The following is a 24160-nucleotide window of genomic DNA, read 5'->3' as shown; positions in this document are numbered from 1 at the left end:
CCCTGAACAAGACCGTAACTCACTTCGCTCTGATGATCCGATCCTAGCACATGCACTATTTATGTAAATACAATTTCATTGCATTAGCACAATTATTTCGATAATTAATTTCCGATGAATTTGAACAACTGGTGGCAATCGTCGATCAAATGAAACTGGGAAATACTTTCGCTCAGGTCGTGGACAAGCATCAAACCAAACACTACTTTACGCTTTCGTTTTCAAAATCATTCCCCCTACATAATTTCTGTCTAAACTATGAACCAGATCACCGTCAAACAAGCCGTTCTCGCCGACATGGACGTTCTCGTACCTCTGTTTGACAGTTACCGCCAGTTTTACGGACGCACCAGTGATCTTGATGCAGCCCGAGAATTTCTCATCGCACGCTTTACTCATGGGGAATCGGTCATGTTCCTCGCCTCGGAATCCAATACGCCCATTGGATTCGCGCAACTATACCCCAGCTTTTCCTCAGTTTCGCTCGCTAGAACATTCATCTTGAATGATCTGTTCGTCAGACCCGAGGGGCGTCGAAAAGGCATTGGGACTCAACTACTCACGGCAGCCATCGAATATGCCAGAACCACGAATGCGGTTTGGCTCTCACTTGCAACAGAAATCACTAACGAGACGGCACAAGCCTTGTATCAGTCGGCTGGCTGGAAGCGAGACGAACAGTTTTACGTCTACCACTTTACTAAGTAGACCTTAAATGGGTCTGAATCAGAGATTTTGCGGGCGAGACTTCGCCACTGAAAGCGACCCAAAGCGCACAACGTCCCATTCAAGAATCAGGAAAGACAACATAACCGATGAAAGATAATGATCCCAAACTGATTGTTGGCAGTGAAGAATGGTGTGCCTTTCCCGACTTGGGAATTCCTGCGATGAAAGCACGCGTAGACTCTGGTGCCAAAACATCCTCCATCCATGCCTTCAACGTTCAGAAGTTCAGACGACAGGGGGAAACCTGGGTTAGTTTTGAAGTCCACCCGCTTCAAAATAACCGGCGCGTTGTGGTGCGCTGCGAACGTCCTATCGTCGATAAGCGGGTTGTCAAAAGCTCAAGCGGGATCTCGGAAACGCGTTACGTCGTTCTGGCTACTCTGAAGATGGGCACTGTCGCCTGGGAAATTGAACTCACGCTGGCCAATCGGGATTCAATGGGCTTCCGCATGCTTTTAGGCCGCGAAGCCATGAGTGGTCGCATGTTGGTCGATCCCTCTATCAGCTTCTGCATGGGGCAGGTCTCCAGCGACACGCTCGACAAGCATTATGGCAAACGAGAACAAACCCGGAGCGGACTCAAAATTGCGTTGCTCGCCAGTAACCAGGAGCTTTACAGCAATCAACGCATTCTAGAAGCCGGTGAAGAGCGTGGCCATGAGATGGCGTTTCTCGATATCAAACAATGTTATATGAAACTCGATGCCGTCGAACCGGAAGCACATTACCGGGGAGGCAAGACACTCGACGACCTGGACGCGGTCATCACCCGCATCCGTCCCAGCATCACTTACTACGGCTGTGCTCTGGCGCGTCAATTTGAAAGTATGAATGTGCTGACAGTCAATAGCTCAACGGCGATCACACAATCCCGAGACAAATTGTATTCGCTGCAATTAATGCTAAAAAGTGGCATTAACATTCCGACCACGGGATTTGCTAACTCGCCGATGGATACGAATGACCTGATCGAAATGGTCGGCGGCGCGCCCCTCATCGTCAAACTGCTGGAAGGCTCACAGGGTCGCGGGGTCGTTTTGGCAGAAACCAGAAAAGCGGCCGAGAGTGTGATCAACGCCTTCAAAGCACTCCGCGCGAATCTGCTGGTTCAGGAGTTTGTCAAAGAAGCAGACGGAAAAGACCTGCGCTGTTTTGTGATTGACGGCAAAGTCGTTGCCTCGATCCAACGTGAAGCCGCCCCCGGCGAATTCCGCGCGAACATTCATCAGGGTGGCACGGCATCTATCGTCAAAATCACCCCTACGGAACGCAAACTCGCCGTTAAAGCCACCAGAGCCCTCGGGTTGATGATCGCCGGCGTTGACATTATTCGCTCCAAAAACGGACCGCTTCTGCTCGAAGTCAACTCGTCCCCCGGTCTGGAAGGCATCGAAGGCGCCACAGGGAAAGACATTGCCGGCATGATGATTGCGGCCATCGAGAAAAAACTCAAATGGAAACGAGAACTCAGCGGCAAACGAACGAAATAAAAGATAATTCGTTCTCACTCAGATACTTTTGTTGTGTCTGGTTTACCGATACAGACTAGCTCTTCCTGGCGTTGTCCGCCTGACTGCGTCCCCACTCTCAAAAAGAGTTGTCCATCGACGGCTGCCGGACTCGCATAGCAGTCAGCCCCCAGTTGATTGACTGAGACTTCCTCATAACCATCCGGTTTCGCCTTAAACACGAATGTCTCTCCCGACAGATTCGAGATATAAATCAGCTCGTTACAGAGAATCGGCGAACCGCTGAACGAACCACGCAGGCGCTGTTTCCAAAGCACGTCGCCCGTCTCGGTTGACCAGCAGTAAGCAATGCCGTCGTCCGTGATCCCGTAAAGCTGTTCTCCCTCAACTAGCATTGAAGGCTCATAGATTTTGGTTTTGTCTGACCAGAGCAGTTTGCCGTCGGCTGACAGACCCACCGTTTGCCGTTTGGGATAGCCGCCGCTGGCAAAGATTTTGTCATCCGTTGTGACAATCGTGCCACACGTCGCTTCTGCCAGACAGGGAGTGCTCCAGTTTTTTTTCCCCGTCGCGGGATCGTAACTGGCAACCTGATCACAACCGCTGATCAGCAATTGATCACGGCCCCCGACTTCCGCCACTAACGGACTGGAATACGTGCTAACCGCAGGCCGTGAGATCCGCCAGGCAATCTTACCTGAGTCTCGGTCCAAAGCAGCAATATAACCGCCGCCTCGATTATCGGCGGCGATAATCACAAACGACTTATAGAGCAGGGGAGAAGGGGCGTAACCGAATTTCGAATTAAAGGCTCCCAGCTCCTGCTGCCACAACTGCTTGCCGTCTAAATCGAAGGCGGTCGCAATGATCTTTCCCGAATTCAGAAAGGCAGCATAAATGTGTTCTCCATCACATAGCAGGGTCCCGTTTGCATTCGTCCCTTTTTTGTGCAATTCCCCAGACGACGGAAATCCACCTTCATGCACCACTGTTTCCCAGCGTTGACTACCGTCTTTGCGGTCAAAGGCCATCACGGTCTGCTTCTGGTTCTGGTCGTCGGCCGTCGCCAATAAGACCAGATCATTCACCACCACAGGCGAGCTATGACCGCGACCGGGAACTTTGGTCCGCCAGAGCACATTCTCTGTTTCACTCCACTCCGTCGGCAGTTCCTGGCCGACGGCATGGCCATTTTGTTGAGGACCACGCCAGCCAGGCCAGCCATCAGAAAGATCGGGTGCTACAGCATCATTCAGCGAGACGCCGCTGGCTTGTACCGAAATCTCATCTACCGGAGTTGTCTTCGTGCAACCAGCCAGTAACAGTATTCCCAGCAGGAACCATCGGTGATGAAATGCAACCATGCGTAAGCTCCTCCTTGACAGTGCAATGTTCATTCTCAATTCTGACGGACGCTCATTCTGCCTGATTCGCAGAATGAACGCGGTCATCAGAACTCAGTTGTTTATAACTTTTTCAGAAAGACATTCTTAAAGCGAATTTCGCCGCCGTGTGTCTGTAACTGAATCGGGCCGGACTCGTAGATGGGTTGATCTTTCTCATAATAGTTATCCATCTTTTTGTTGTCCACTACCAATTTGCCATTCATATAAACAGTAACCTTTTCCCCTTTCATGATAATCCGGAAATTGTTCCATTCACCAAACGGTTTGTCGGCATGGACCAGTGGGTATTTGCCTTCACCCTTGTTGTTAAATAACCCGCCGGAACCAAGATTCGCTTTGCGATCCCACTTGCCGCCTTCTTTCGTTGTGTCCCAGATCTGTACCTGAGGCACACCACGCAGATAAATGCCGCTATCGGCTTTCGCAACGGTTTTGTAATCGAGTACTAATTCAAAATCGCCAAAGTCTTCTGCCGTCGTCAGGTAAACGCCTTTACCATCGTTGACCAACTCACCTTTATCAACAGACCAATGCGCCAAAACATCTTCCCAGTTCTTTTTCAGAAGTGCTTCGCGTTCCGCAGCAGGCATCTTCTTGACGGCCATTGGACTTTTGCCTTTGACTTGATGGTAATTCATCCCGATCCAGCCAGACAGATCTTTTCCATTAAACAAAGCAATAAAACCTTCCGGTGGCTGATTCAGTTTGGAGTCCGCTTTCTTCTCGCCTGCGGACAACAGGGAAGTCCCCGCAAATACAAGAACCAGAAACGAACAGAGACACTTTTTTAAACTGACTGTCGTATCCATAAACCATTCCTCTTACTGTCAAAGGTGTGAATTAGTACCAACGAGAAGATTCAGTAACCTTCCTTACTAATTACTCTAATTTCACACCCCACGAAATACAATGTGCCTGTTGGAAAGTCAGGCAGAAAACGGGAAAACGGGATTTTTGCTCTGCGGCAGGCTACTCTTCCATTCATACTGGAATCTCCTCACGGTGTAGAAATAAACACGTAAACCCCACTGTTTTTGTTCGGCACGATGTTTGCTCCTTATAAAAGTATCATGAATCAGGTACGATTAAAGCAGGATGAGACAGTTTTACACGCCAGTAAACAACATCGCGCGGAGAAGCGATACAGTCAGTGGTCTCTCATTGATCACGGTGATCGCTCAGCGGCCGGACTACATCCGCGTCACGCCATCCAATGCTTTTCGCAGATTCATGCGCATCAAAGCGAGCCAAGCTTTACCGAATTTTGCACCGCCCTCCGTGCAGAACGGAGTCTCACAGCAATTTCATTTTCCCCGGATGCCGGAAAGTGCCTCTTTCAAAGAGCTTAAAGGAACAGGATGAAGAAAATGCCCCGTAATGCTTTAAATCAGTCAACCAAACGGAAGTCACCCTCAGCGACCAAAACAAAATCCGCAGCGTTTCCGGCCAAAAAACCGGATGACCTGAAAATCACGTTAATCAGTCTGCATGGTTTGATTCGTGCGCACGACTCCGAATTAGGCCGCGATGCCGATACGGGAGGCCAGGTCAAATACGTGCTGGAACTCGCACGCGAACTGGCCGCTCATGCGCACGTTCGTGAAGTCGAATTGCTCACCAGACAGATTATCGATCCCAAAATCGACGATGATTATGCGCAAGTCGAAGAACAAATATCCGAAAACGCCAAGATTGTCAGAATTCCCTTCGGCCCGAAACGTTATCTGCGGAAAGAATCATTGTGGCCTTATATCGAATTATTCGTCGACCAGACCCTGCAGCACTTCAAGCGAACCGGTTTACCCGACATCATTCACGGCCACTATGCTGACGCGGGAGCTGCCGGTGCACAACTGGCGCGTTTGCTCCACATCCCCTACGTCTTTACCGGCCACTCGCTTGGACGTGTCAAACGGCAACGCCTCTCGCTTGGTAAAACTGATATCGAAGCGCTCGAGAACAAATACAAATTTACGCCCCGCATCGAAGCCGAAGAGCTCGCTCTGGAAACCGCATCGATGGTCGTCACCAGCACATTTCAGGAAGTAGAACAGCAATACGAATTGTACGACCATTACGAACCCTCGCGGATGGAAGTCATTCCTCCCGGCGTCGATTTAAACTTATTTTCGCCAGCAGATAAAAACTGGAAACTGCCCAAAATTGCCGACGACCTGGGACATTTCTTACGTGAACCCGATAAACCCATGATCCTTACGGTGGCACGCCCCGACGAACGTAAAAATCTGGAAATGCTGGTCCGCGTTTATGGCGAAAGCGAGCAATTGCAAGAAATCGCCAATCTGGTCATAGTCATGGGTGCCCGTGATGATCTGCGCGAATTACCGAAGGCACAACGTTCGATCATCGAAAATGTTCTGTACCAGATCGATAAGTACAATCTTTATGGGAAAATCGCCTACCCGAAAACTCACCAACCAGATGACGTCCCCGAACTGTATCGGCTCGCGACATCAACAAAGGGGGTTTTCATCAACCCTGCACTCACGGAACCTTTCGGCCTAACCCTGTTGGAAGCTGGCGCCACCGGACTACCCATTGTCGCCACTAATGATGGAGGACCGCGGGATATCATCTCTAACTGTCAAAACGGACTGCTCGTTGACCCGTTAGACCAATCAGTCATCGAACATGCGCTGCTCCGCGTTCTCACAGAACCGGAGCAATGGACCGACTGGTCAGCAAACGGCATCAAAGGCACACGCGAATACTATTCCTGGAATAATCATGCCAATCGTTATCTGCGTGATCTGGATGACATCCTCAAACATTCCCCGGCCCCCGTTCTTGCTGATAAATCGACCTTGCGGCGACTCCCCGATTTCGATCGGTTGATTATCACAGATCTGGACAATACACTGACCGGGGATGATGAAGCACTACAGGAATTCATCGAACAAATTCGTGAAAATGAACATATCGGTTTTGGTATCGCAACAGGACGACGTCTGGACAGCGCTATGGCCTTGATTAAGGAACTGGGGCTTCCGCAGCCGGACCTGATTGACACTGACGCTGGAACACAATTACACTACGGCGAGCACCTTACCCCCGACTTCAGTTGGCGCAAGTCAATCGGCTATGCCTGGAAGCCGGAAGAGATCAGAGAAGTACTCGATCCGCTTCCCGGATTATTCATCCAGGAAGAGGATCATCAGTCAGAATTCAAAATCAGTTACGAAGTCGATACCAACCTCAGTCCCAGCATCACCGCCATCAAAAAAACACTCCGGGAAGCCGGTTTACGTGCTAAGGTTATTATGTCGCTTGGCATGTATCTTGATATCATTCCAGTGCGGGGCGGAAGTGACCTTTCCATGCGACATGTTCTCTGGAAATGGGGCTTCGCTCCGGAACATGTCCTCGTCTCAGGCGACTCCGGAAACGATGCCGGCATGCTGCTGGGACGGACTCTGGGCGTTGTTGTTGGCAATCATAGTGAAGAGCTGGAACGGCTCCGAAATCGTCCCCGCGTCTATTTCGCGAAGGCCTCTCATGCAGCAGGCATTCTCGAAGGCATCAAATACTACAATTTTTTAGACAAGATAACTATTCCCAATGATCGGATCGAATGAGCACGGCGCAGGATGAGATTGACTCCAAAGCAGATCTGACACTGCAACGCTTGCAACCGCAGCTCGAAGCAGTCTGGCAAGCCAGCCAAATCAGCGATGGCAAACGACACGAATTCGAATTAAGACTGCAGGAACATTGGCGTCCTCTGTTTGCGCTACTCTTTCGTCTGTATCACACCCGGTACGACTTCTTCTATCACATCGAACAAATTCTGCTCACAGCTGCGCGGGCCTGGGCCGAACGTCCCAAAGACCTCTGTAAACTCGATCATCACCGCATCAACGAACCCAACTGGTTTCAGTCGGAAAAGATCTCCGGAGGCGCTTTGTATGTCGATCTGTTCGGGGATAATTTAAACAAACTCCGCGAGAATGTCGGTTACTTCAAAGACCTCGGCCTCACCTATCTGCACTTTATGCCGCTGTTCGCCGTCCGTCCCGGGAATAATGACGGGGGATATGCCATCAGCACCTACCGCTCGGTAGACCCCAGGCTTGGCACAATCGACGACCTGCGTCTGCTGGCCGCCGACCTCCGCGAAGCCGGCATTTCACTGGTCCTCGACTTTGTCTTCAACCATACCTCCGATGACCATGAATGGGCCCAACGCGCGCAAGCCGGAAATCGTGAGTACCAGGATTTCTATTATATTTATCCCGATCGGACAGAGCCCGAAAAATACGAACGCACGCTCCGCGAAATTTTTCCCACTATCCGCCGCGGCAACTTCACCTGGCACGACGGCATGCAGCAATGGGTCTGGACCACTTTCAACAGCTTCCAATGGGATCTGAATTACACCAACCCCGCCGTCTTCCGTGCCATGCTCGAGGAAATGTTTTTCATCGCGAATACCGGCATTGATATCCTGCGTCTCGATGCCGTCGCCTTTATCTGGAAACAGATGGGCACAACCTGCGAAAATTTACCGGAAGCACACATACTCATCCAGGCCTTCAACCGGCTGGCACGCATCGCCGCGCCAGGTCTCTTGTTCAAGTCCGAAGCCATCGTCCACCCCGACGAGGTCGTCAAATATATCAGCGAAGATGAATGCCAGATCTCGTACAACCCCACACTCATGGCGCTGCTCTGGGAATCGCTGGCCACCCGCAAAGTAAACCTGCTGACACAAACACTCAAACACCGCTATAAACTGCCCTCGAATACATCCTGGGTTAACTATCTGCGTTGCCACGACGACATCGGCTGGACTTTCGACAATGCCGACGCTGAAGCCATCGGCATCAATGCCTATGATCATCGAAACTTTCTCAATGATTTCTATACTGGACAATTCCCCGACTCGTTCGCGCGCGGCGTTCCCTTTCAGGAAAACCACGAAACAGGCGACATGCGCATCTCTGGAACGATGGCATCCCTCGCCGGCCTGGAACAGGCCATCGAAGAAGACGATGACGAAAAGAAAAAAATCGCCATCCGCCGTATGCTCCTGCTGCATGGCGTTTCACTTAGCATCGGCGGCATTCCGCTCCTGTATCTCGGGGAAGAATGGGGCATGCTCAATGACTACGATTTTGTCAAAGACCCCGCCAAAGCCGGCGATTCGCGCTGGATTCATCGCCCCAAAATGCAATGGGAATTCCTCGAAGAACTCGACGACCATATCGGCACCGAAAACGGCTCGATCCGCAAACAGATTTATCGATCGACCCAAAAATTGATCGCCTTAAGAAAATCCTTACCCGCACTCGCCGGCCAGGACATGGAGCTTATCGCGACGGCAAACGAACATATTCTCGGCTATGTCCGCTTACATGACGGACATCGTTTAATCGTGCTCGCCAACTTTTCCGAAGAACAGCAGGAAATTGAAGGCAATAAACTTCGCACCGCCGGACTCGGAAGATTTTTCCAGGATATGATCGACGATAAAACCTACGCGACTTCAGAGAAGCTGGTGCTCGCGCCCTACCAGATCCTCTGGCTGAATCGCGTCTAACCGACGGAACGATCTGATGCCAACTAAGAAACCGAACATACCAGCTGTCACCTCTCGCGGGCATGTCCTGGCCACGGACCTCGACGGCACCTTTATTCCTCTTGAAGGCAACTCACAAAACCGGTCCGCTCTGCAAACACTCACCAGCCAGTTCGCCGCCCACGACATCTCCCTGATCTTCGTCACCGGCCGCCACTTCGAATCGGTTATTCAAGCGATCACCGAATTCCAACTACCCGAACCAGAGTGGATCATCTGTGATGTCGGCACCTCGATCTTCAAACGCCAGTACTCAGGAACATTCACCCCCGTCACAGCCTATCAGGACTATCAAAATCAGATCATTGCCCCCATGCCCATCGCGTCCCTCCGCGAACGGCTGCAATCCACTCCAGGCTTGCGTCTGCAGGAAGAAGCAAAGCAGGGCCCCTTCAAACTCAGTTTCTACGCCGACGCAACACAACTCGACAAGCTGGTCGACCACATCCAAGCCGATCTCGACCAGACAGACGCACCTTATTCCATCATTCACAGCATCGATCCGTTTAACGGCGACGGCCTGATTGATCTCTTACCTGCCACCGTCTCTAAGGCACACGCGCTGGAGTGGTGGATTGCCGCATATACCCTGAACGCAGAAGACATCGTCTTTTCCGGTGATTCCGGCAACGATCTCGCCGCACTCACCGCCGGTTACCGCACCATCTTAGTCGGTAATGCCGATCGTACGCTCGCCCAGCGCGTGTATCAGCTGCATCACGAATCCGGCTGGAAAAACAGACTCTACCTCGCACACGATTCCGCGACCAGCGGTGTCCTCGAAGGCTGTCGCTGGTTCGGTCTCGCGGAATCATCTGAAACCACCATCGAACGCCTTGGCGCCACTTCCGTCACAGCCAACGAAACCCATTTTCGCGTCTGGGCTCCCCAACGTAAAACCGTCACAGTCGAAATCCAAGACGGCGACACCACAACCGAACACAACTTGAACCGCGACGAAAACGGCTACTTTTCCGGCACAGCCCGGAACGCCCGACCTGGCGTCTACTATCAATATCGCCTGGATAACAGCGTCTCCCGTCCTGATCCGGCCTCGCACTATCAACCACAGGGCGTTCACGGCCCTTCGCAGATCCTCGACCACCGCGACTTTGCCTGGACCGATCAAAGTTGGCAAGGCATCCCAAAACGCGACTTGATAATCTACGAACTCCATCTCGGCACTTTCACTGAAGACGGCACCTTCCGCGCCGCCATTGAACGCATCCCCGATCTGCTCGACCTCGGCGTCACCGCCGTCGAACTCATGCCCGTCGCCCAGTCACCGGGACACTGGAACTGGGGTTATGACGGCGTTAACCTGTTCGCCGTCCGCAATACGTATGGCACCGTGGATGACTTCAAAGCCTTCGTCGACGCCTGTCATGCCGCCGGCCTCGCCGTGTTGCTCGATGTCGTTTACAACCATCTGGGACCGGAAGGGAACTACCTCTCTGAATTCGGTGCCTATTTTTCTGATAACCACCACACCCCCTGGGGCGAAGCCATCAACTACGATGGGCCCGATGCCGCACACGTCCGTCAGTTCATCACCGACAACGCAATCTACTGGCTCGAGGAATTCCATCTCGATGGCTTACGACTCGACGCCGTCCACTGCATGTATGACGACAGCCCGCTCACGATTCTCGATCAAATCCGCCAAGCCGTCACAAAGCACGACGCGACCACAAACTGGCCCCTCCACCTGATCGCCGAATCCAACGTCTATAATCACGACATGCTGACCGCAGACCAGAGCAGGGGCGCTTACGACGCCATCTGGTGTGACTGCCTGATGTATTCGATCTACTCACACGCACTTCCCGACGTCCATCTCACACATCGTAAATACGAAGGTATCCAGGATCTCGCCGACAGTCTGCAGCATGGCTATGTCTACGCCGGACATGAATCAGTCCGCGTCACACCGCAACAACGCGCCGCGTATCAGACAGAAGATCAATCCAACAGCCACCTTGCCTCACTGGTCATTGCGCTGCAGACCCACGACAGCGTCGGCAATCATCCCCACGGCAAACGGATTCATCATCTGACCTCCAAAGAGTTCCAGAAAGCGGCCGCCGCACTCGTCCTGCTCTATCCCGGCATCCCGCTGATTTTTATGGGCGAAGAATGCGCGACCGACGCCCCGTTCCCATTCTTTGTTGATTTCGAAGACCATCAACTCCGCGAAGCCGTCGACATCGGCCGCAAAGGAAACTACCCACCGCACATCTGGCAGGACGCATATCTCCCCTCAAATGCCGATGCCTTCTACCACGCCAAATGGAACAACGCCACCCACCGCGACCACGACATGCATGAGTGGTACCGTCAGCTACTCCAATTGCGCAAGCAAGGTCTCCAGACCGGCTGGCTCTCTCCAGCCAACCTGAAAACCGATTTCAGCCGGGATCAAAATCTCTTCACCTTACACTACCAACACAAAACCAGCACCACGACCATCACTGCCCGCCTGACGCCCCCGGCAAACACCGATGCAAACACCGACCCAAAGCTCATCGCCGTCCCGCTGACAGGCACACTTCTTTTGTCCTCCGAACCAAATCCCGTCATCAAAGCAAACCAACTCCACCTCGCCCCCAACCACGCCATCATTACTCAACACTAATCCCCGCGTAGGGGTCGACTCATGTATCGACCCGCCTTGCGACGATCTACTGGTTCACACTCGCAATGACACTACAAAAACATTCGCACCGCACAACGAAAATACGGCAACCCTGCGGGCTGACACATGGGTCAGCCCCTACCTTTATCATGACATCCTTGCCATAATACCACGTAGGGGGCGACCCATGTGTCGCCCCGCCTTGCGAGATGCCATGTTGTATCACCATAGCAATGGTTCCAGTTACAGCCTGCCCACGCTTGCGCCCCAGGAAAAACCGAGGACAAATTCACAACAAGCGATTTTGTTTCTGCGCCCGATCCCAGGCAAACCGGGCTCCCAGCCGAATCAGAAACCACCCCAACCAAGCCTGTAACCAATTCGCGCGGCTCGAACCCGACCGGGCCACTAACCGCCAGATCGTATCTGTTTCACAGCGGGTAAATTGACCGGTCGCATATAATCGATCATGAATCACTCCCGCCAGATCAACCCGGGAACAGTCAGTCATAAACTGACTCAAGCGAGGCAGAGAATGGGAGTCCGCAATGAAATGGGCCGGAATCACAATCTCTTTACCGCGAACATTCACGACCAAAGCCCGTAGTAACCGGCGGCTTCCCTCCGCAAGTCGTTCCGTCTGGAGTGGTCCACTCACGATCATAACTGTCTGGTCAGTCTCAGCTTTCGGCATCGGCCTCTCCCTTCTTATAGAAAATCATTCAGAAAACAGCATTCATTCGGAAATACACTTTTCAATCAACATTTCGCGACTACAGTCTCTATAGTCAGCATGAGGGTCTTCTTGTAGTCAATAAACCGCTTCTTATTTATTTTCAGACTCAGAAAGTAAGCTGTAGCATGAATTTTCAGGACAGCGGCTCAGAACAGACAGTGAACAATGCAGCGCCACAAGTGCTTAAAAACAGGCCCAACAGGAAGAAGAAACGCATGATCTATTTTGGTCTGACAGCAATCCTCCTGGTATTGTTATTCTTTGGCTGGAAGCTGACCGCCAGAAGTGCTTACGAATCAGCCGCGTATACTGTTGTTGAATCTGCGAGCCCTTTTGAAATCCGTGACTACCCCGATCTGATGCTGGTGATGACAGACAGCAAAGCACAGCCCGCGAACAAAGACAAACGCTTTATGAAACTGTTCCGTTATATTCAAGGTGCAAATCAGCAGGAACAAAAAGTCTCCATGACAACGCCGGTATTCATGGATCCCGAAACAGAGAATGCCAGTGGTAAAATGGCGTTTGTGATCCCTCAAAAAAACACAGCAGAAGGCATACCGGAACCGACGGGCGACAATGTCCGTATTCAAAAACGCAAAGGGGGACGTTTTGCCGTCTATCGCTTTAACGGACGTTTAAATAAAAAAACCACAGCGAAATCTGAGCAGAAATTACGCGCATGGATCAAAGAAAAAGGTCTGAATCATAAAGGCACTATGGAAGCAGCCGGCTACGATCCCCCCTGGACTCCAGGCCCTTTCAGACGCAATGAAATTCTGATTCGTTTAGCACAACCCGAAGATCTGAATTCACAAAAAAAGGAATCCAAATAGCACGCGATTTCCGAGCCATGTACCGGGAGCATCTGACATCTTGAAAACCCTGTTCCTGCTCCAGCTGATTTCCACTTTCTACATGGTGGGATTGATCTGGTTCGTCCAAATCGTACATTACCCTCTGTTCGCCTTCGTCGGCCAACCGCAGTTCACACGCTAACGCTATCAGCAAGCGCATCAACTCAGAACCACGTTTGCCGTAGGCCCCATGATGTTGACGGAAGCAGCCACAACCGTTGCCATCGACTACTGGCCTCCCCCCGGCATGGGGCCCGCTTTTACCTGGTCCGGTGTGGGCTTGCTGTTTGTCGTCTGGATTTCAACAGCCCTGCTTCAGGTCCCCCGGCACCACGTCCTCGCCTCACGTTTTTCTGCCCGACACATCCGTGGGCTGGTCATCTCTAACTGGTTCCGCACCATCGCCTGGACCAGTCGCGGCATCCTCCTGCTGATCTACCTCTTCCAGGTTTTCCCCGATATATAACAGCTCGCGAGTCCTCTCAACTCTCTAACCAAACAAGTAGGGCAGGCGCCCCTACAATGTTACCTACGGTAGGGGTCGACCCATGTATCGACCCGCCTCGCGACCTTCTATCGGGACACACCCACAACGGAACCACGCAAAACCATCCGTACGTCACAAATCAAACACATCAACCCAACCGGCTGACACATGGGTCAGCCCCTACTTTTCCTCTAAAGAAACTGTCATTCCCTTCGACACAATATTACAATAAACCACAAATGAATACGTTTCCCCAACACCGAAAGAAACACCGATGAACTATCACTGGTGGTTGCCGTTAATCATGCTTATTCCCACAAACCTCATCGCCGCCGATTCTATTCAGCGGATCAACGATATTGAATACGCCACCACCGATCAGCAGCGTCTGCTCCTCGATCTTTATCTGCCACAAGGCGTCAAAAACCCGCCGCTGCTCGTCTGGATTCACGGCGGTGCCTGGCGCGCTGGATCCAAAGACAACATGCCGCTCATCGAACTTGTACAAAACGGCTTCGCTGTTGCCAGTGTCGAATATCGGCTCTCACCGGTCGCCAAATTTCCGGCACAGATCCACGACATCAAAGCCGCTATTCGCTTCCTGCGCGGCTCGGCGAAGAAGTACGGCTACCACGCCGACAAAATCGGCATCCTCGGTTCCTCCGCCGGCGGGCATCTCGTCGCACTCATGGGAGTAACCAACGGCAACGCACAACTCGAAGGAACGCTCGGCGACTTCGATCAGGAATCCTCGCGGATCGATGCCATCGTCGATTATTTTGGGCCCACCAATTTCATGACCATTCTCCCCCAATCGACGCCGCACGGCTTGAGCGTCCGCGTTCCCGCGTTGCAACTACTGCTCGGCGATCGACCAGAGCGTGAACCGGCTCTCGCAAAACTGGCCAGCCCGGTCTTTCACGTCGATGATCAAGCTCCACCGCTGTTACTCATCCACGGCGATCAGGACCCGCAGGTCCCCATTAACCAGTCGCACGAACTCCACGGCAAATACAAACAGCACAAGCGAGACGTCACCTTCGAAGTCATCCACGGCGCCGCACACGGCGGCCCTGAGTTCTTCGATGCCGAACACATGCAACTCGTCGAAACCTTCCTACGAAAACACCTCACCAAATAGGGTCCGCGCCGACAAACATCATCCTCGTAGGGGTCGACCCATGTGTCGACCCGCCGCGCGACGATCCACAACGTCACCCTCACAATGGAACCACACAAACCAGCAGAACATGGCAGTCAAGCCAACACAAATTGGGTGGGCCCGAATGCAATTCGGGCCGAGCGCAGCGAGCAAGAAATTGACAGAGAAATAATTCAATTCATAACCAGCAATCAAACGCGCTTGCGCAAACAGTGATCCAAAATCATACCCCAACCCCACAGGCTGACACATGGGTCAGCCCCTACATTTATGATCACAACCTTGCCATAATACCTCGTAGGGGTCGACCCATGTGTCGACCCGCCGCGCGACGTCCCACTCATTCCCCCCCTCAACGGTCACTCAAAAACACCGCCGTCAATCTCCCCTCAGTCTACCTATTCATCCAGACTGGATACGCCGCGTCAAATCTGCCGAAGATATATAAGTGGCATCGGTATTTTAATTTCAGCATCGGAAGTTTAGCGCAAATGGGGAGCGTGATTGTGCGGCTTAAGGATATGCTCCCCATCCTGTTCCTACTCACAGCGTTCCCGGTGCATCAGGCGACCGGTCAGGAGTTCGTGGGAGAGAAAGCAGGGGACCCATCGACGAATAATACGTCTCAGGATTTGCCGCCATACGAATTCACACCAGATGACTTCACCCCAGACCAACTCCCGCTCGTCGAACCGATGGCAGACGAATCAGACACGCGGCTGCTAAGTCCCTGGCTGAAGACCGACAATGGATTCACCGCGACCCCCGTCTACTACGGCGAAGTCTTCACAAACGCACACGGCGGCATCGGCACCAGAAATTCGACACAGTACGAAGGACTGCTCGATCTTTCGCTCGACTTTGATTTCGAAAAAATGCAGCTCCCTATCCCGGGCCGTATCAATCTACTCTTTCAAAATACCCATGGTCGGGGCCTGGAACAGAACGTCGGTGCAACACAGATCATCAGCAGCATCGATTCTCTCAACAACATCACTCAGATCAGCGAACTCTGGTGGGAATTTGGTCTGTTCGAAAACAGAATCACCATGCGCCTTGGTAAACAGGACCTGAGCTCGGAATTCGTCACCATGGATTCCGCCAGTGATTTCATCAACTCCGCGTTCGGCTTGTCACCCTCAGCCGGTCTCCCTTCCTTCCCGTCTCCCAGTCCGGCGGCAATCCTGCTGACCGACCTCTCCCCATCTCTCAGTTTCAAGGTCGGCGTCTGGGACGCCTACCACAGTGAAGAAGATGACGTTTTCTCCCGAAACGATTCGGCCCTCTTCATCGGTGAACTCGAATACCGTTACTCAACCCGCGGCAGTCAGTTACCCGGCATCATCACACTCGGAATGGCCTACGAATCTCCAGGCGTGGTCCCCACAGGAACCATTCCCCGCGCGTTTGGATACTACTTCCAATTCGAGCAACTTCTGTTTCGTGAAGCCAATAGTACCGAAAACGCTCCACAGGGACTCTCCGTCTTCGCACAACACTTCCCCATCGATAGTACCGGCAACTCCCCCTTTCCCGTGATCGTGAAAGACATTTTAGCCGGTTTCACCTACAAGGGTCTGATCCGCGGCCGCGACGAAGACATCACCGGCGCAGGCATCGGCTGGGTCGAACTCAACGATGGGGGCACCGGCGAGGAGTTCATGGTCGAACTGTTTTATAAAGCAAAAATCAATTCCACCCTGACCATCCAACCCGACCTCCAATACATCAACAGCCCCTCAGGAATCTTCCCCGACGCCCTCGTCGCCGGCATCAGATTTCAACTCGATCTGTAAACCAACGCATCCACCGCGATCGCGGGCTGACACATGGGTCAGCCCCTACATTTGTATAACGACCTTGCCATATAAATTCGTAGGGGTCGACCCATGTGTCGACCCGCCTTGCGACATTCCCACCGGTTCACACGCACAACGGAACCACGCACTCCATCCGCACGCCACATCACAAACACCCCAACCCCACGGGCTGACACATAGGTCAGCCCCTACGTTTCACCACGTATGACGAATATAAACGTAGGAGGCGACCCGCCGGTATCCGCGTCCAACTCGACCTGAATACAGAAACCGCTGACCATCTCTAATGGTGATGATGGAATGCAGCGTCTTTTGCATTTCCACCTGAGAGCACATACGCGAGCAGATCAAGAATCTGTTCTTTGTCCAACGTATTCAGCAAGTTGGCCGGCATGATGGAGACGGGAGAGGAACGTTGAAATTCGATAGAACTCTTCAGAACCTTCTGCTCTTTCACTTGTGGCGGCCCCGTTACAAGTACTAATGATGTCTTATCTTCAGAGACAATATTCCCGTTAAGACTCCGTCCATCTTCCAACAGGAGCAGTACCGTTCTGTACTTTTCCTCTATCTTGCGGGAGGGCTCAAGAATCTCTGCCAAGATTGCTTTGGCGTCGTGCTTATGCTTCTTCAGAACTTCGTCAAGATTCGGACCGATGGAGAGATTCTTGCCGAGGGTCACACTGTTCTTATCCATTTTGTGGCACTGGGCACAGGCAAGTTTCGTGAAGAGTTCTTTCCCTCTCGAAAAATTCCGATGTTGTCCCACACGTTTCACGTCTTTTTCCAGATCAGCCAGTTTCCACTGTGTAACCTTAGTTACCTGTTCCGGGTTTTTAATGAGAAACTCCTCGAGATCGTGGGTCACGTACATCGTTCCCCGCATCAGCATGTGGTGGCCGGGAAAAGAGCAGATGTATGGGTACGCACCCTCTTTTGTCGGAGCGACGAACTCGATGACCTGTTCCTGACCATGATCGACGAGCTTGCTGGCCCAGAGAATTTCTTTGCTCTCGGGAACAAAACCGACCGAAAAACCGCTGGCTCCCAAAGCAATCGCCGCCAGACCAACTTCATCGGCTTTCCCGGGATTAACCAGCATCATGTTGTGAGGCATATAATCCGGATTGGCAAACGTGAGCTTCACCTTCTTACCAGGCTTCACGGTGAGTTTCGTCACGTCGTATCTCATGCGTTCGCGGACAGTTCCGATGCGAATCGTGGTAAGTTCAGGCGTATCACTGAGAATGCCGGACTTTTGTGTCGCAGCTTCTTCCGATTCCGCGATCACGCCGCCACGCATGGTACTTTCGACGTTGAACCACAAATGCTTCACCGTGTTCGCGGCAATGCGAGCGTGTGGCTCGGGAGACTTCAACAGTAGACCCAGTAATTCAAGATTCCGATCATCGTGTTGCTGATGCAACCAGAGCGCTTCGAGTAAGTGGTGTGCATCTTCTTTTTTATTCGGATCAAATTGCTTGACCCACTCCTTCGTGGCCGCGATCACTGCTTCTGAATCGCGTTCACTCAATTCGATGCGAGTGCGGTGGCGAATACCATCGATGGGCGATTTCAGATTGTCGAGCAATGCAGCAATCGGCTGGCCGTCAATGGCAACCGGTTTTTGTAGTGGACGTCCCTTGGCAGTCATTCTGTAAACGCGGCCATGCTTATGGTCGCGGTTAGGATCGCGAACATTATGCTGCATATGGCCGATGATCACGTTGTGCCAGTCGCAGAAATACAGCGAGCCATCGGGAGCAAATATCGCATCCGCAGGGCGGAAATTCTTGTCTCCACTCATCATCAGACCTGTCGATTTGTCATCCGATTTGGAGCCGTCAGCGTTGAGCCGCGTAACCGTTAGATCGTCACCCGCAGGCTCACCCCACACGGTACCCTTTTCACCGTCACGCACCAGGTCATAATGTTTGATGCCCAGAAAGCCAATCACGTTACAAATCAGGAAGTCGCCTTGCATTGATTCAGGGAAGTGAGCACTGCTGATCACTTCGCTGGCCGTCACAGGCCGCACTTCTTTCTTCAATAGCTCGTGCATTTTGAACCCGGACTTTTCCGGACGAACCTGATACGCGCGGCCGCCAGTACCATCGGTCGCGTATTGATAACCCCAAGAGTCAAACGCGATACCGTGTGGGTTCGGAGAATTGACCGCATGCATCGAAATGGTGAACCGCCGCGGATCAAAGCGATACATGGCCGATTCAGCGGCCTGCAGAGAAGGCCCCCATGGGTGCTCGTGGTTATGCATCATAAAGACGCCGCTCTGCCAGTAAATTGCACCATCAGGACCATAGATCAAATTGTTCGCTGCGTGGTGAGTGTCAGAAGAATCGAGGCCTTGCAACAGAACGGTGCGGACATCGGCCACGTCATCGCCATCGGTATCTTTCAAGAACACGATTTCCGGCGCGGAAGCGACCAGGACGCCGCCATTCCAAAACTCAAAACCCAGTGGATTCTGGATTCGAGCAAACTCGGTCACGCGATCCGCTTTGCCATCATTGTTATCATCATGCAAAATGATCAACGCATCGTCCATCTCTTTCAGCGGTTCCCACTTGGGATAAGTCGGCCAAACAGCGGCCCACAGGCGGCCTTTGGTATCGAACTGCATTTGCACTGGGTTGACCAGTTCGGGAAACTGTTTTTCATCAGCAAACAGGCTGATCTCAAATCCATCAGCGACAGCCATATGCTTGATGCCATCCTCACCACTGATATATTTGAGGTTCCCTTCTTTTACTGCGTTGGAACTCTTGCTGCCTCCACCAACATTCGAGATCACCTTCACCGGCTGTGGCACATTGCTGTCGTCGACTTTGATGTCCTGACCTTTGGCGACTGCCCAGACACGGGAATCGCGATTCATCGTCATCACATCCAACATCGACAGCTCGTGCTGCAAAACAACGGCGTTGGTCTGATCGTTCGTGAACTTGAGAATAGACCGGCCGCCCCAGACATCATTGCCATCACGAGCGCGATAGCGGTTATTCCACTTATAAGCCTTATCCAATACAGCCGACCGCAGGGGCTCCATCGTGTGCGACGCGGTCACCTGATGACCAAACAGAGCTGATGAGATCACTTCGGCCAGCTGTTTGTTACCTTCCTCGTTCAGATGCACCCCGTTGATTGTCAAAGGCGTGCTCGACTCCTTGAACATCTGCAGAGAAGGGTGGAACAGGTCAACAAACGCCACTCCCGCCTCTCTTGCAGCGGCTGCCGTTGCCTTGGTGTAGGCCGCGAGCTGAATGTTGTGTGCCTTGCCATCAGGCACGTTTTTACTTCCGGTGTCTTCATGCGCGATGGGACTGAACAATACAATCCGCGGGAACGATTTTCCGTTCGCCTTGGAACCACGGGTCTTTTTGACGAAGTCCACGAGCTTTCTTTGATGCTCGCCTGCCTTCTTCACGCCTTGAAATGATTCGTTATAGCCGAAGAACGCAAAGACGACGTCCGCCTTCACATGCCGCAGAACCTCGGTCACCGTAGCGGCGCCCTTGCTGCGCGGGAACGAATCGGGACGATCGCCGCTCGCACTCAAATTACGAATACGTACCTGCTTATCTTGCAGCTCACTCTGCAGCAGCGTTTCCAGCCATCCATCATGCTGCATCCGATCCGGCAGTCCATTACCAAGAATGGCAACGACATCGCCCTTATGAAAGGCAAACGGCATCGGATCACGATAGTTGGCGGGCACGTCGACAAGTGTCGGGTCCGCGGCCTGACTGGATGACTTCGAACCGACTGACTTTGAAGTCGACTTATAAGGGACGCCGGGTTTTCCGTTGAAAGTCAGGTATTCCTGCTTTCCACCGTTCTTGACATCAATCTCCATAGCAAAGGGAGCGGCCACTTTCGTGAGCCGAAACACCTCTTTACGATTCGCATCCAACAGCGTCAGCGTGAAATTTTCCAGACGGCCCTCGAATCCGTTACGATTCCAGACACCAATCTTTTCCACATCAACGGCCCGACCGAGATCGACTTCCCACCACGGATTTTTTGATCCCGCATTGGCAGTATGGGTCTGCCCACCTTTACCCCAGTCAGAGCTTTTATTGCCATCCAATGCCTTGGCGGCGACTCCGGAACCCATTGTGCTTGACTGTGTGGCCTTGCCGTTCTTCGCGATATTTTTCCCACCGCTGATCACTTCGACTTCCGCCAGCGTGAGGATACGTTTATTGCCTGGAAGTTCGATCCGCACAAACTGTGCAGGCTTACCTGTCACGAGTGAAGCGGTCGCCGGTTTCTTTGTCTGTTTTCCTTTAGGCTTATTCTTTTTCTTGGGGGAATGATGATGCCCCTTGTGTTTTGCTTCCGGAATTTTCGTATTGTTATTGGCGGGAATCTGACTTTTGTACCCGGCATACATTTCCGGTTTGATACCGCGTGCGTAAGTCGCATTGCCAAATGTATTGGGTTTGAAAGGCCCTACGAAGGCCACGTTGGCGTCCGCTTTGATTGCATCTTCCATTCCCAGCGCCCAGAAACACGCGTTGACCAGCATCCGACGGTAGCCTTCATTCAAGATATCTTCAGGCGTTCCGTAGAGCGTCGTAAATACGCGGCCCGTCTTACCCGATTTCGATTGATACGTCCGCGTCCATTCCGAAGGCATCGGCGGCTTCGTATCATCGGCGGGAGAATCCTGCTTCATACCGTTCAAAGGCTGCGCCATCGTCAATACTTCACCATCGGTAGGCTTGCCAACATAACCGCCTGCCTGTACCCAGATATCTTTTACCCCACGCAAAATCGGGTGCGCCTTTTTGTCATCGATCACTTTAATGCGTGTACTCTGCTGATGATTTCTTCCGTAGTGACCCACCCATGTTTGCCCCAGCACCTGATGACCAAAGCCGAGCTCGTAGTCCTTGTCTTTACTGTTGTACGAATATTCGGAGAAGGGGGCCGTCGCAGGCATATTGAATGCATGTGTCGAAGTCCGCATTCCGACCACCGGCCCCCCCCGTTTGAGGTAGTCATCGAAATGCTGCATCTGTTCTTTGGGGAAATTCTGGAACCGCAGAAAGACCACCGCCAGGTCCGCCGTTTTGAGCGCTTCGATGCCCGGCATGTTTGAGTTGCCCGCCACAATTTCGCCCGTTTTCGGATCAATATTAAACAGCACGGTGCACTTGAAGCCGTGATGCTTTGCCAGAATCCGTGCCAGTGCCGGCAACGATTCTTCAGAACGGTATTCATGATCGCCTGCCAGAAAAACAATATGTTTTCCCTTACCAACTCCCTCAGTACCTTCATAAACCAGCGGCGCTGCGCTGGCAAAGTTGGTGACGAAGAATGACAGGCACAGAAAAGCAATCCAGCAAGCGGATTTCAGGGGGGAGTCTGCAACGAGGTGGGAAAGATGTTTCATTGTTCGAGCGTAATCCGTAAAAAAGGGCGAAGAGCATCCGGGTGTAAATTTTACTGATCATCCCAGTTTAGTTACGAACCAGGGCAGAAGCTAGTCTTTCGCCTGCGATCCGCCAGAAAAAGCAGACCATTCAGAAAAGCAAACGAGAAGGAAAACCATTGCGCGGAAATGATTATCGCCTCAGAAATCGGACCGACGTGAATGACACCACGTTTCAGATCAATTCGGTAATCAATTCCCGGCGTTCGAGAATATAACGCGGCCTGCCGCTATGATCCAGGAACGTTGTGGCAGGATCGATGCCCAGATGACGATACAGCATCGCCAGCACATTTTCGGGACGATAAGGGGCGTCTGTCGGCGTGCCCCCTTGATCATCGGAAGCGCCGATCACCTGACCGGTTTTGATTCCGCCGCCCGCTAAAGCAACACTCATCACACGCCCCCAATGGTCGCGACCGGCTGTCTTATTGAATTTCGGCGTCCGACCAAATTCGCCCATGGCAACCACCATCACTTTTTTGTCGAGTCCCCGCTCATGCAGGTCTTCCACGAGTGCCGCAAACGCACGGTCGTAAGGAATGCCCTTTTCCCGCATGCGCTTCACCAGATCGCGATGATCGTCCCAGCTGGGGCCGGTCACGCGCACGGAAGCCACGGTTACACCATGTTCCACCAACCGGCGTGCGAGCAAAATGTTCTGGCCAAAAGAGGTCCTTCCATAACGGTCGCGTGTTTTCTCATCTTCCTGTGAGAGATCAAACGCATTGCGTGCAGCGTCACCAGACACCATCTCGAAGGCTTCTTTGGTGTATTGATCAATGGCCTCGCCGACACCGTTGTTGTCAATAATTTTGCGAGAGGCATCGAAGCCCTTCAGCAAAGCCTTACGGTCCTGCATCCGCTCTGCCGTCAGACCGCGTAATAGTGTGAGGTTGGGAACCGTAAAGTTTTTGGCATCCGCATCGCGCGCGGTGATGAAAGAATTGTACCCTTTACCCAACCAGGCGGCACGACCAAAACGCATATCGCGTGGCAAAGAGACATACGCCGGAATTCCCTCTGCGTTGCTGCCGCGTACTTTGGACGTAATACATCCAATACTCGGCATCTCGTTTTCCCTGTTCTGGCGATCACGCAGGTAATAACCGGTTTGGGTCAAATGGCTGCTCGTACCATGGCTGCCGGAATCGTGATGAATCGAACGGATGATGGCCATTTTATCCAGCACCCGCGCCTGCTCTTGCATGAACTCGCTGAACTGCACTCCCGGGACAGCGGTGCGAATAGGACTGAGCGGCCCCCGATACTCAGAAGGGGCATTCGGCTTGGGGTCATAAGTTTCATGCTGTGACGGCCCCCCCGCTAGTTCCAGAAAGATGACAGCCGTATCCTGCTTCGAACGTCCCCGTTCCGCAGCGTCTGCCTTCAAGCGAAGAATGTCGGGGAGAGAGAGCCCCATCAAGCCGGTCAAACCCGCTTTCACAACGGACCGTCGTGAGATGCCATCGCAAAATTCTGCAGTGCGTTGAGACATTCCTGCTCCTTTCCCAGGTGAGTGCGGCGGGATAGATGCGAAGCCAGCAATCATCGCCGGTAGCAATCATTGCCAATAGGGGAGACAACCACACATCTACGTTCGTCAATATATCAAAACCGGCACCACGCATCAACACATGTTAATGTATCTAGCCAAAATTCGCAAGATTTCCCACCTGGATGCACTGTGAAACATCCGGAACAATCACAGACCACGTAGGGGTCGACCCACGTGTCGACCCGCCTCGCGACATCCCACCGGTTCACATCTACAATGGCCCCACAATAACCACCCGCACGGC

Annotated in this window: 15 protein-coding genes; 10 read left to right on the top strand and 5 right to left on the bottom strand. The window is 52.5% G+C overall.

The window, feature by feature from the left end; genetic code table 11:
* Positions 1 to 258 precede the first annotated feature (258 nt).
* Both AAC022_RS22305 and rimK read left to right on the top strand, forming a co-directional pair.
* Positions 259 to 708: a GNAT family N-acetyltransferase gene (locus AAC022_RS22305; RefSeq protein WP_339734614.1), complete on the top strand. Its 450-nt coding sequence runs from the start codon at positions 259 to 261 to the stop codon at positions 706 to 708.
* Between the two features lie 107 nt (positions 709 to 815).
* A complete protein-coding gene (gene rimK, locus AAC022_RS22300) occupies positions 816 to 2219 on the top strand; it encodes a 30S ribosomal protein S6--L-glutamate ligase (protein WP_339734612.1) in 1404 nt (467 codons plus the stop codon).
* Positions 2220 to 2233: 14 nt separating this feature from the next.
* Here rimK and AAC022_RS22295 read toward each other — a convergent pair whose 3' ends face one another.
* Positions 2234 to 3562 (bottom strand): PQQ-binding-like beta-propeller repeat protein, encoded by a 1329-nt coding sequence (locus tag AAC022_RS22295; protein WP_339734610.1) that lies wholly within the window; start codon positions 3560 to 3562, stop codon positions 2234 to 2236.
* A 101-nt stretch (positions 3563 to 3663) separates the two neighbouring features.
* On the bottom strand, positions 3664 to 4413 hold the full coding sequence (locus tag AAC022_RS22290) for a DUF1080 domain-containing protein (RefSeq protein WP_339734609.1): 750 nt from the start codon (positions 4411 to 4413) through the stop codon (positions 3664 to 3666).
* A gap of 286 nt (positions 4414 to 4699) precedes the next feature.
* Here AAC022_RS22290 and AAC022_RS22285 point away from each other — a divergent pair, with 286 nt between their 5' ends.
* Genes AAC022_RS22285 through treZ form a run of 4 tightly spaced genes read left to right on the top strand, consistent with a single transcriptional unit; the run spans position 4700 to position 11838 of the window.
* Complete coding sequence (locus AAC022_RS22285) at positions 4700 to 4966, top strand: hypothetical protein (RefSeq protein ID WP_339734607.1); 267 nt, start codon at positions 4700 to 4702, stop codon at positions 4964 to 4966.
* Complete coding sequence (locus AAC022_RS22280; RefSeq protein ID WP_339734605.1) at positions 4963 to 7200, top strand: HAD-IIB family hydrolase; 2238 nt, start codon at positions 4963 to 4965, stop codon at positions 7198 to 7200. Before AAC022_RS22285 ends, AAC022_RS22280 begins: the two co-directional genes overlap by 4 nt.
* Entirely contained in the window at positions 7197 to 9164 is a 1968-nt protein-coding gene (locus AAC022_RS22275; RefSeq protein WP_339734603.1) for an alpha-amylase family glycosyl hydrolase, read from the top strand. Before AAC022_RS22280 ends, AAC022_RS22275 begins: the two co-directional genes overlap by 4 nt.
* Before the next feature lie 16 nt (positions 9165 to 9180).
* Positions 9181 to 11838 carry a malto-oligosyltrehalose trehalohydrolase gene (gene treZ, locus AAC022_RS22270; RefSeq protein ID WP_339734601.1) on the top strand — a complete coding sequence of 886 codons (2658 nt, stop codon included), beginning with the start codon at positions 9181 to 9183 and terminating at the stop codon, positions 11836 to 11838.
* 289 nt (positions 11839 to 12127) lie between these two features.
* Here treZ and AAC022_RS22265 read toward each other — a convergent pair whose 3' ends face one another.
* Entirely contained in the window at positions 12128 to 12532 is a 405-nt protein-coding gene (locus AAC022_RS22265; RefSeq protein ID WP_339734599.1) for a DUF1353 domain-containing protein, read from the bottom strand.
* A 167-nt stretch (positions 12533 to 12699) separates the two neighbouring features.
* Here AAC022_RS22265 and AAC022_RS22260 point away from each other — a divergent pair, with 167 nt between their 5' ends.
* From AAC022_RS22260 to AAC022_RS22245, 4 genes are all read left to right on the top strand, one after another.
* Positions 12700 to 13410 carry a heme-binding protein gene (locus tag AAC022_RS22260; protein ID WP_339734597.1) on the top strand — a complete coding sequence of 237 codons (711 nt, stop codon included), beginning with the start codon at positions 12700 to 12702 and terminating at the stop codon, positions 13408 to 13410.
* A gap of 211 nt (positions 13411 to 13621) precedes the next feature.
* Positions 13622 to 13897 (top strand): hypothetical protein, encoded by a 276-nt coding sequence (locus AAC022_RS22255; protein ID WP_339734595.1) that lies wholly within the window; start codon positions 13622 to 13624, stop codon positions 13895 to 13897.
* A gap of 295 nt (positions 13898 to 14192) precedes the next feature.
* Positions 14193 to 15059: an alpha/beta hydrolase gene (locus AAC022_RS22250; RefSeq protein ID WP_339734593.1), complete on the top strand. Its 867-nt coding sequence runs from the start codon at positions 14193 to 14195 to the stop codon at positions 15057 to 15059.
* A 332-nt stretch (positions 15060 to 15391) separates the two neighbouring features.
* Positions 15392 to 16876 carry a carbohydrate porin gene (locus AAC022_RS22245; protein ID WP_339734591.1) on the top strand — a complete coding sequence of 495 codons (1485 nt, stop codon included), beginning with the start codon at positions 15392 to 15394 and terminating at the stop codon, positions 16874 to 16876.
* Between the two features lie 307 nt (positions 16877 to 17183).
* Here AAC022_RS22245 and AAC022_RS22240 read toward each other — a convergent pair whose 3' ends face one another.
* Complete coding sequence (locus tag AAC022_RS22240) at positions 17184 to 22319, bottom strand: PVC-type heme-binding CxxCH protein (RefSeq protein ID WP_339734589.1); 5136 nt, start codon at positions 22317 to 22319, stop codon at positions 17184 to 17186.
* A gap of 214 nt (positions 22320 to 22533) precedes the next feature.
* On the bottom strand, positions 22534 to 23856 hold the full coding sequence (locus AAC022_RS22235) for a DUF1501 domain-containing protein (RefSeq protein WP_339734587.1): 1323 nt from the start codon (positions 23854 to 23856) through the stop codon (positions 22534 to 22536).
* Positions 23857 to 24160 lie beyond the last annotated feature (304 nt).

Source organism: uncultured Gimesia sp. (assembly GCF_963976445.1).
Classification (GTDB): Bacteria; Planctomycetota; Planctomycetia; order Planctomycetales; family Planctomycetaceae; genus Gimesia.
Note: the sequence above shows the minus strand (reverse complement) of the source record. Positions and strands in the feature narration are given on the sequence as shown.